The sequence below is a fragment of the Micromonospora sp. NPDC052213 genome (assembly GCF_040679695.1).
Taxonomy (GTDB): Bacteria; Actinomycetota; Actinomycetes; order Mycobacteriales; family Micromonosporaceae; genus Micromonospora.
Window position 1 is genome coordinate 1 of sequence record NZ_JBFAVI010000222.1, and the last position, 9,357, is coordinate 9,357.

Genomic DNA, 9,357 nt, shown 5'->3' on the forward strand with positions numbered 1-9,357 from the left:
AGGGGGCCGGCGCCCGGGCCGGTGTTCCGACGCTCACCGCCGGTCACCTGGCCCGCCAAGGCGGTCCACAACCACCGGCTGTGCGCTCATTTCGCCGCCTTGGCCATCTGCTGAATCTGGTTCGACGCCTCAGTGATCATCGCGTCCAGGTTCTGGCGGCCGAGCAGATAGTCGTTGATCTTGCCCATCAGGTACTCCTGCGGCTGGTACGGCAGGATCCGGGTGGTCTTGACGAACTTCGACAAGCTGGCTGCCTCGTTCATGAACTTGGTCATCCGGGGGTCTTCGAGCCCGTCATAGTAGTTGCTCGGCTGCGGGCGCACCGGCTTGGCGAGGATGAGCTTGCTGAAGGTCTGCAGCGGCTCGTCGTCCAACAGGTACTTGACCAGGTTGACCGCGCCGTCCTTGTTCTTGGTCTTGCTGGACACGGACAGGAAGCCACATGCCCCGACCACGTACGCGCCCCCGGGTCCCGCAGGAGGCTCGAGGACCTTGACGCGCAGCTCGGGGTGTTTCGTGGCGTACTCAACGGTGACGCCTTCGGTCCAGGCCATTCCCGTCTTGCCGGTCATCACCGCCGCCCGCCACCGCTCCTCCTCGGCATAAAGGCTCGGCGGGGTGGCCGCTCCGGAGTCGACCATCGCCTTCATGTGCCGCAGGGCGGCCCGGCCGGCGTCGTTGTTGAAGCCGATGTCCTTGCCGTCCGCGGAGATGTAGTCCGAGCCGTAGCTCCAGAAGTAGTGCCAGAGGTAATTGTCCTGAATGGCCGGGACAGGCGCCCACGTCATGCCGTAGTGCTCCACGTTGCGCGCGTCGTACCCACTCTCCCCCAGCTTACGGCCCTTCTTGTCAAAGGTCATCGCCTGGGCGAACGGGATCATCTCGTCGTACGTCTTCGGCAACGCTGGCTTGCCGGCCTTCTCCCAGATGGCCTCGTTGACGACGAGCGTCCAGAAGCCACCGACGTACGGCAGGCCGAGTAGCTCACCCTTGGGACCTTCGGCGGCCTTGAGGTAATCGGCGTTGAGGCCGTCCACGAACTTGTCGGTGAAAGCCTTGTCCAATGACCGGAAGTCGGCCAGCACGCCGGTACTGCGCCACTTGTTCATCCACGGAAGGATCTGGTACGTGACATCTGGCGGATTGCCGCCGGAGAAACCTGCGGTGTACTTGGTGAGCGCGTCCTCCCACGGGACCACGACGTTCTCAAGCTCGGCGCCGGGGTGCGCCTTCTTGTACCCGCTCTTGATCCCTTTGAGGAAGGACTGCATGCGGGGCAGTTCCGCGTTCGGCGGCACCCAGTACGTGACGCCGTTGCCAGAGGATGACCCGTCACCGCCACAGCCGGCGAGGGCGGCGGCGCCGCCCACCGCACCGGCCAAGGCGAGGAACCGCCGACGGCTGATGGCCGCTTCCAGCCCGTTCTGTGCCATGTCGACTCCTGTCGTACACGCTCCGTGGCATGCCGCCGCGGTTTGGCGGATAACGCTATCTCCGGTATTCCGAATACAAGAACGCCTAATCGAAAAGAGTAGGGGTGTCGCTCGTACCAGGCAAGAGGCTGATCAGCATCGACATGGGCTCCCGTCAGGCACGGGGCAGCGCCCAGCGCGCTGCCGTCACCACGCGAACCAGCCGGCACGGAAGGTCCAGACGCGACCGGACCGGATGTGGTCGATCACCGCCCGCTGCAGGCGGGTGTGCCGGGGCAGCGAGTCCAACTCGCACAGCGGCCGGTTAAAGATGAACTCGACCATGGTGGCGTTGTCGTCGGTCCCGGGCGACGGCAGCAGCCGGAACCGGCGCTGGAACCGGATGATGTTCGAATCCGCCGGCAGATACTCCCTCAGCTGGTCGTCGAGCAGCCAGCTCACGCAGGTCGCGAAACGATACTGCTCGTCCGGGAAGTGCCGGGCGAAGAAGCCGTGGGCCAGGTGCAGCGCATCCTCGACCTGTTCCGGTGGCAGCGTTCCTGCAGGGACATGCAGACCGAGGGCCCGGTCGTCGCGTCGCGGACCGGGTTCCGCCGCCCCGTCGGCGTCGGCATCGAACCAGATCCGTAGCCGCTCGATGTGCAGACGAGCGAGCGAATAGACGGCGCCCCGGAAGTGGAACGTCAGCCAGTCCTGGGTGTGCAACCCACCCTCGCCACGCAGCATCCGGTGGTACGTCATCTGGGTGCCCAGCGCGGCGAGGATGCCCCAGGACAGCTCGGGCGGCACAGCACGTCGGCGGTGGTACCGGCGGACGTCGGGTAGACCGCAGACGAAGACCCACGGGTAGAGGTATCGGGCCTCCGGGCCCAGTTCCGGCGGCAGTGAGGGCCAGGCCGGTAACGGCCCGACCTCCCCCATTCGCCGGACGAGCTGGTTATAGCACCGGGTGAGCAGCCACCACAGTGCCGGATGCCGGTCGGACGACGGCCGAGCAGCAGCCATCTCCCGACGGTCGATCTCGGCCAGGCCAAGCTTGGCAAGCAGCGCGTCCGTCCGGTCCGGTGCGGGCAGCGGAGCCGGCATCCGATCGCCCGCCTCAGCCAAATGCTGCAAGGGCTGCCGGGCAGCTACCGGAAGGCGCAGCTCACGCCGCACCTCTTCGACCTCATCCATCAGCGACACTTGTGCCCCCAGTCGCCCCGGCCGACGATCGGGGCCGCCTCAGTCGCCGAAGCCGACAGCGGATTAACAGCTCGCCGGCCCGGTGGTGGCCCGGCGGACCAGTTCCCCAGCCAACCGCTCGACCCGGACAGGCAGTTCCGGCACGGCAATCCGGTCCAGCAGGAACTCCACCGCCCGGGCGGACATCCGCGACAGCGGCTGACTCACCGTCGTGAGCCGGTAGCTCTGCCAAGCCGCCATCGCTACATCGTCGTAACCCACCACGGAAAGCGCGCCCGGTACGTCGACGTCCAGCTCCCGGGCACCATCGACCGCCCCGAACGCGGAGAGGTCGTTGACACAGAACACCGCGGTGGGCGGCCTGGGCAGGGCCAGCAGCTCACGGATCGCCTGCCGTCCCCCATCGTGTGAGAAGCCCCCGTCACGACACAGCCGATCGTCCACCGGCACCCCCAGCTCGGCGAGAGTACGCCGGAACCCGTCCGCCCGGTCCCGGGCGGTGCTCGCCGACGGCGGTCCGTCAATCAGGCCGATCGAGGTGTGTCCGAGCTCGACCAGATGCCGGGCCGCGGCCCCTGCGCCGTGCTCGTTCTCGCTGGTCACCTGGTCGCATTCGGCCCCCGGGACGCCCCGGTTGAACAGCACTACCGGCGCCTTTCGGGCCAGCGCCTCGGCCAACGTCCGCGACTCGGCGGTGGCTGTGGTGAACAGCACGCCGTCCACCATCCCCTGCCGGACCGCCTCCAACGCAGCGTCCTCACCCGCCCGGTCGGAGTCCCAGAGCACCATCCGCTGCCCGGCGGCAGCCAGGCACTCGCCGAGGGCGTCCAGCGCCTCCGGATAGAACGGATTGGTTATCCGGGCGACCACCACACCGATCGTGCCGGTACGCCGGGTCCGCATCGCCCGGGCCAGTAGGTTCGGCTGGTAGCCGGTGGCCGCCATCGCCCGGAGTACCTTCTCCCGGGTCGCGGCGGTCACCCGAGGGCTGCCGTGCAGCACCCGGGAGACCGTCGCCTGGGACACCCCGGCCACCCGTGCCACGTCCTCACTGGTCACGCTCACGGTCCCACAATCCATTCGAGTCGCAGCCCAACAACCCCGACCAACCCGGTTCGCTCCTCGCCGATGACCAGCACCATGCGGCCGGTCAGCGAGGCGTCGGACGCCCTCATGCCGCGCCCGCCCCGGTTCGTGACCGCAGGCTCGCCAGCTCAATGCTCGCGCTCACTGTGGGAATCGGTGGTCGGTCCACGGCAACGGCGCGCCGGCGTACTTGGCCGCCCGCACGTCACCGGATCGCGCGTGCCCCTCGAACAGCTCGACCCGGGCCGCCCTGCCACAGACCTCGCCAAGACGTGCGCTCGCCGCCGCGTCGGTGATCTCCTGGTAGGTGACCGTACGGAGGAACTTGCCCACCCACAGCCCGCCGGTGTACCGCGCCGCCTTACGGGTGGGCAGCACGTGGTTGGTGCCGATCACCTTGTCTCCGTAGGAGACACAGGTTCCCTCGCCGAGGAACAGCGCGCCGTAGTGCCGCATGACGTCCAGCGCCCGGCGCGGCTCTCGGGTCATCACCTGGACGTGCTCGCTGGCATACCCGTCGGCCAGCGCGAAGGCGGTGTCGAGGTCCGGCACCACGTGCACCTCCCCGTGATCGCGCCAGGCCGGTTCTGCCATGTCCCGGGTAGACATCCCGGGCAGCAGACGCTCCACGTGGTCGATGACGGTACGGGCCAGCTCCGCCGACGTGGTGATCAGCACGGCCGGCGAGTCCGGGCCGTGCTCGGCCTGGCTGAGCAGATCGACCGCCACGACGAACGGGTCGGCGTAGTCGTCGGCGATGATCAGGATCTCGGTAGGTCCAGCGAACAAATCGATGCCCACCTCACCGAAGAGCTGCCGCTTCGCCTCAGCGACGAATGCGTTGCCGGGCCCGGTGAGAAGGTCCACCCGGTCGATCGTCTCCGTGCCCAGAGCCAGCGCCGCCACCGCCTGCACGCCACCGAGCAGGTAGATCTCGTCTGCGCCGGCGAGCGCCATCGCGGCGATGGTCGCGGCCGGCAGCGCGCCCCGGATGGGTGGTGTGCAGGCCGCAACCCTCTCCACCCCGGCTACCTTCGCGGTCACGATGGTCATGTGGGCCGAGGCGGTCAGCGGATAACGCCCGCCCGGTACGTACGCGCCGGAGCTGACGATGGGAACATGACGTTGGCCAAGGCGTACCCCGGGCAACGTCTCGACCTCGACATCGCGCATCGAGTCGCGCTGAACCTGGGCGAACCGGCGGATCTGGTCCTGAACGAATTGAATGTCCGTCAGCACCTGGCTCGGCACCGAGGCCACGATCCGCTCGACCTCCACGGCTGACAGTCGGAAGCTGTCCGGGCTCCACGCGTCGAACCGCTGCGAGTACTCGCGCACCGCCGCGTCGCCGCGGGTGCGTACGTCCTGGATGATCCGTGCGACGGTGTCCTGGACAGTCGCCGACTGCCCGGCCGGCGCTCCGGCCTCCGCCTTCAGGGTCATCCTTCTGATGGCTGTCGTCATACCGAACCTTCCCGGGCCGTCCAGCGGCCGCTGTCGTCGTCTCCGCTGCGGTCATTGCTGCTGAACTGGTCCGACGGCCGGCTGCTTCGGTCGTAGCTGGCGTGCAGGAGCCGTTCGATGGTCTCGGCGCCGGTTCATCGGCGGCCCGCAGCAGCTGTCGGTATCGCTTGTCCCGGCCGCGCAGCAGTGCCTCGACCGCTTCGGCCGGATCGTGTCCAGCCCGCTGACGCGCCCTGCGCCTGGATCGCCGCTCGCGCCGTTGGGCCCACCCACAGTGGCTAGCGCGCGCTGGTGCCGCCGCCGCGTCACGGTCAAGCCGGCACGCGGCTGCTTCGGCCGGTCGCACCAGAACACTTGCTTGCCCGCCATGGCGGCCGCGACCGCGATGCCCTGACCCCTGGCGCCCAAGTCAACGGCCACCCGACTGATCGCGTACGGCATACGGCCCCCTAACTTGAATGTATACGTAAACATGGACCGCCGACAGAGGTGACCCGGCGTGGCCAGCCTGAACCTGCTCCTGCACGTGCTGTCGTACCCCGCGACGGTGGGGCCCCCTGATTCCGATGCGAGCGCTCGCCGGTTCGATCAGAGCGTGTCCACGCGGTATTTTCGGTGACCGCGTCGAGCGTCTCCGGGATCGGCTCCACGCCGAGGCCGGGACCGGTCGGCACCAGCAGGTGGCCCTGATCGAGCCAGAATGGCGCGGCGATGTCGGCGCGGTAGCAGCGACCGGACGCGGAGGTATCACCGGCAGGGTGAACCGGGGCAACGCGGCGAGAGCCACGTTGGCGGCTTGGCCGACGCCGGTCCAGAGCATGCCGCCGCACCAAACAGGAACGCTGAGGTTCTCCCGGTTCTCTGGGGGCGCCGATTGGCTCAGGCTGAACGATCGTCTCGGTCTGTCAGGCCTGGTGGGTGCGCCAGGGGTTTCATACTCAAGGCAGGGCGGCCGTTTCAGCCCGCGCCGCCCGAACCTCGGACCATCCTCTCGTGCGCGGGGAGCAACACCAGCCCGCGGCCCGTTGAGTATGGGTGGGTCCATTTCCGCGTGCGGGGGAGCAGAACAACCAGCGCACCGACGATTGCAGCAACACGTAGGGCCCCGGTGGACACGGCTGGAGGCCCGGCACGAAAGCGACCAGCTCCGCCAGCAGTTGCCTCGGAACGCGGATGGCAGACAGACCCGATGGTCACGACCATAGGGTTCTGGCCACCCTGCTGGTCGTGCCCGACACCACCTACTCGCCGCGCGCGGCCTGCCCGAGCTGCGGGCACTCGCTACGGGCGGGGGCGTCAAGTATCTGTTCTTCAGGGGGCACCAACCCCAACCGGACGGCAGCATCGGACCGGGCTGTTTGAGCCAATGGTGGCCAGCCCCATTCGTCGTGGATGGAATCCGGTACGCCACGGCTGAGCACTACATGATGGTCAGCAAGGCTCGCCTGTTCGGCGACGAGGCGATCGCCGCGCAGATGCTTACGGTGCCGCACCCGGGCGCGGTCAAGGCGCTGGGTCGGCAGGGCCGCGACTTCGACCAGGCCACCTGGGATGCGTGCAGCTTCGACCTGGTCGTCGCCGGCAACGTGGCCAAGTTCGGCCAGCACCCAGACCTCGGGCAGTACCTGTCACGCACGGGCAATCGGGTATTGGTGGAAGCCAGCCCAGCGGATCGAGTCTGGGGCATCGGCCTGTCCGCAACGGATCCACGCGCACACGATCCCGCCCACTGGCGCGGTCGTAACCTCCTCGGGTTCGCGCTGATGCGCGCCCGCGCGCAGCTCGTCAGCGGATGAACCTCAAGGTCCGCGTATATCAGGGACGGCTCGGCGCCGATCAGTACCGCGTCGTCCGCCCAGCCAAGCCAGTGACCGGCGCGGTGCTGGTCAACAACAATCCCTGGTTCGTCCTGGAACTCAACGCTGACGCCGCGTTCACCATCACGGGCCTGTGGATGCTGGCAGCCCGGTCACGCCACACCCTGATCCATCTACCGCTACGAGGCAACACGCCACCAGAGCCCTCCCTCGCCACCGTGACCGTCGGCGAGCTGGACCTGGTACTCAGTCACCGCGACCTGCAGTTCGCCCCGAACCGCTGGAAGCAGCTACGCCATCACCTGAGAACCGAGGCTCCGCACACCATTGCTTGGAACCCGAACAACGTCCCCACCTGGGACGAGGTCCAGGAGCTCAACCGCCAAGCCCGTCGGCGTTCCTTCCGCAGGGACAGTTTCCGCCAGCGCCTGCATGCTCACACCCTGTTCATGCTCGGCAGCGCGGTCGCGATCCGGCGCACGGCCCGGTACGTCCTCGACATGGCGCTTCGGCGACCCAACCCCAGCCATCCCGGCACCTACCACTCCGCGACCGGGCACCCCGCGGACGGGCATTTCGCCACCCCCGGGCAAGGCATCTACCTCATCAGGTGGCGGTAACGGGCCGCCTGACCGACGCCTGGCTGTGGCACCCCATCGTAGGCGGTCTTCAGGCCAAGTCCCCGAGCGAGGGCCGACAGCTTCTCGTAGGCGGCAAGAATCTGCAGCACTAAACGCGGAATCAAGAGACCGCAATGCCGCCTCGTCCAAGATGCATACGAAGCGGCAGGTCAGAGCATTCCGAACCCAGCGGGCCGGCGGCGAACGATCATCGCCGTTACCGTAAACAAAGGTCATCCGTTACCGGATGTTACCGCCGTTACCGGAGAAGATCTTCATCTCCCCAGGTCAACCGGTCGGGACGGCCGGATTCGAACCGACGACCCCTTGCCCCCCAGAGATCGGCAAAGCGGTCTCGTTCGGCTCGCACCGCTGGTCGCCGGGCTGGTGGTGGTCACTGTGGTTCCGCTTGGTGTCGTGGGTTGCTGTACTTCGCTGCTGTACTGCTCGGCACCGTCGGCAGCGCCGGACTACTTGAAGACACCGATGACACCGGTGACGGTACCGATGACGAAGCTGAGGGTTGCCAGCTTCGCCTGGGCTCCAGTCCAGATTCCCCTAGTCTTCTCGCCCCACCCCAGAGACCACCAGTCGCGTCCGAACTTCTGCCACTTGTGCTGGCGAAGGTGGCAGCCCAGCATCAGACCAGCCGAGTTGTTACGGCAGAACTCGACTACGCCGCCACGCTTCCGGTTGACCGCACCGCAGTAGACCGGCGCTTGGAAGAGAACGAAGAAGAGTAGGAGGCCGACGAGAGCGGCGTAGATGCCGGGGCCGAACGAGTTGCCACCGAGGGACAGGAGGAGCACAGCTAGGAGGCCGTAGCCCCAGTACCGCCACAGCTTCGACTTGCCGCGAGACGCCATGAGCGCGAAGAGTACCGACGCCAACTCAGAACGTGAAGGCCTCCTACCTGTCGGATGACCGCCACTTCCAGCGGTATTGATCTCGCTCGAAAGTGCAGCCGAGCAAACCAGACAAACCTGCCGCTGAGCTGCCGGCACGCCTGCCATAGATGTTCAGCATTGGCCACCGCTGGCTGACCTCCGACGGCCTGCCCACAGCATGATCTTGGAGTGTCACCCCACCTGGTCGGCCACTCGCATCGCAAGATCACGTTCCGTGGCCGGTTGAGTTCCTGCTGTAAGCTGCAAGACCGTGCTTCTCTTGGCAGCGAACTCGGAGCCCGCGCATCAGCCCACATTCTGGGAGAATGTCGTTTGCGTGCTGTTCTGGTCAACAGCGCTTTTTCTGTACATCTGCTACTACTTTGGCTTCAGGATCGATGCCAAGTGTCTTGTGCTCGGAAGGACCACCAAGAAGCCGTGCATGAACGACGGCAAGGTCATTGTCGGCTGCCGTCTGCACAAACGGCAGAAGATCGTGGCATGGGTTCGCCACATGGGTGCAGCCAGGTGGCTCGATCCCTGGCTGCACCGGCTGCATATCGTCCCGCCGTCATTCGCACAGCTGCCGATACACGTTGCTCAGGCAACTCCTCAAAGTGTCGCGTCACCGTTGGCAACCTCAGTTCCCGGGAAGCGGATGACCGTCGAAGCCCGGATCGCCTTGTGGGCCTTAGCCTTCGGCATCCTGCAAGCGATCACAGCCGTCGTCGCCTTGGTGGTCGAGGTCTCGACCGCCAAGTAGGCCCGTCTCCGTCACCTCCTTCGCCATCCCGTCGGCCTTCGCCCACACACTGTGGAGTGGGTGGGGCCTGCCCGGTCAAGGTGGAGCACACCGCCGTCTGAA

8 protein-coding genes are annotated in these 9,357 nt (G+C 67.0%); 3 read left to right on the forward strand and 5 right to left on the reverse strand.

Annotated features, from left to right (window positions below; translation table 11 throughout):
- Positions 1-86: 86 nt before the first annotated feature.
- The 4 genes from AB0L34_RS30955 to hisD form a co-directional block, all read right to left on the reverse strand.
- Entirely contained in the window at positions 87-1,433 is a 1,347-nt protein-coding gene (locus AB0L34_RS30955) for an extracellular solute-binding protein (RefSeq protein ID WP_363708856.1), read from the reverse strand.
- A gap of 186 nt (positions 1,434-1,619) precedes the next feature.
- Complete coding sequence (locus tag AB0L34_RS30960; RefSeq protein ID WP_363708859.1) at positions 1,620-2,609, reverse strand: acyltransferase domain-containing protein; 990 nt, start codon at positions 2,607-2,609, stop codon at positions 1,620-1,622.
- A gap of 72 nt (positions 2,610-2,681) precedes the next feature.
- Positions 2,682-3,683 (reverse strand): LacI family DNA-binding transcriptional regulator, encoded by a 1,002-nt coding sequence (locus AB0L34_RS30965; RefSeq protein ID WP_363708861.1) that lies wholly within the window; start codon positions 3,681-3,683, stop codon positions 2,682-2,684.
- Between the two features lie 162 nt (positions 3,684-3,845).
- Positions 3,846-5,168, reverse strand: coding sequence for a histidinol dehydrogenase (gene hisD / locus AB0L34_RS30970; RefSeq protein ID WP_363708863.1), 1,323 nt, complete (start codon positions 5,166-5,168; stop codon positions 3,846-3,848).
- Between the two features lie 1,259 nt (positions 5,169-6,427).
- On the opposite strand from hisD, the gene AB0L34_RS30975 reads away from it, so the two are divergent.
- Positions 6,428-6,964, forward strand: coding sequence for an NADAR family protein (locus AB0L34_RS30975; protein WP_363708871.1), 537 nt, complete (start codon positions 6,428-6,430; stop codon positions 6,962-6,964).
- Positions 6,961-7,605 carry a hypothetical protein gene (locus AB0L34_RS30980; protein ID WP_363708865.1) on the forward strand — a complete coding sequence of 215 codons (645 nt, stop codon included), beginning with the start codon at positions 6,961-6,963 and terminating at the stop codon, positions 7,603-7,605. Before AB0L34_RS30975 ends, AB0L34_RS30980 begins: the two co-directional genes overlap by 4 nt.
- Positions 7,606-8,075: 470 nt before the next feature.
- On the opposite strand, the gene AB0L34_RS30985 is transcribed toward AB0L34_RS30980, so the two are convergent.
- Positions 8,076-8,471 carry a hypothetical protein gene (locus AB0L34_RS30985; protein WP_363708867.1) on the reverse strand — a complete coding sequence of 132 codons (396 nt, stop codon included), beginning with the start codon at positions 8,469-8,471 and terminating at the stop codon, positions 8,076-8,078.
- A 292-nt stretch (positions 8,472-8,763) separates the two neighbouring features.
- Between AB0L34_RS30985 and AB0L34_RS30990 the strand changes: the two genes are divergently transcribed.
- Complete coding sequence (locus AB0L34_RS30990) at positions 8,764-9,255, forward strand: hypothetical protein (RefSeq protein WP_363708869.1); 492 nt, start codon at positions 8,764-8,766, stop codon at positions 9,253-9,255.
- Positions 9,256-9,357: the final 102 nt, after the last annotated feature.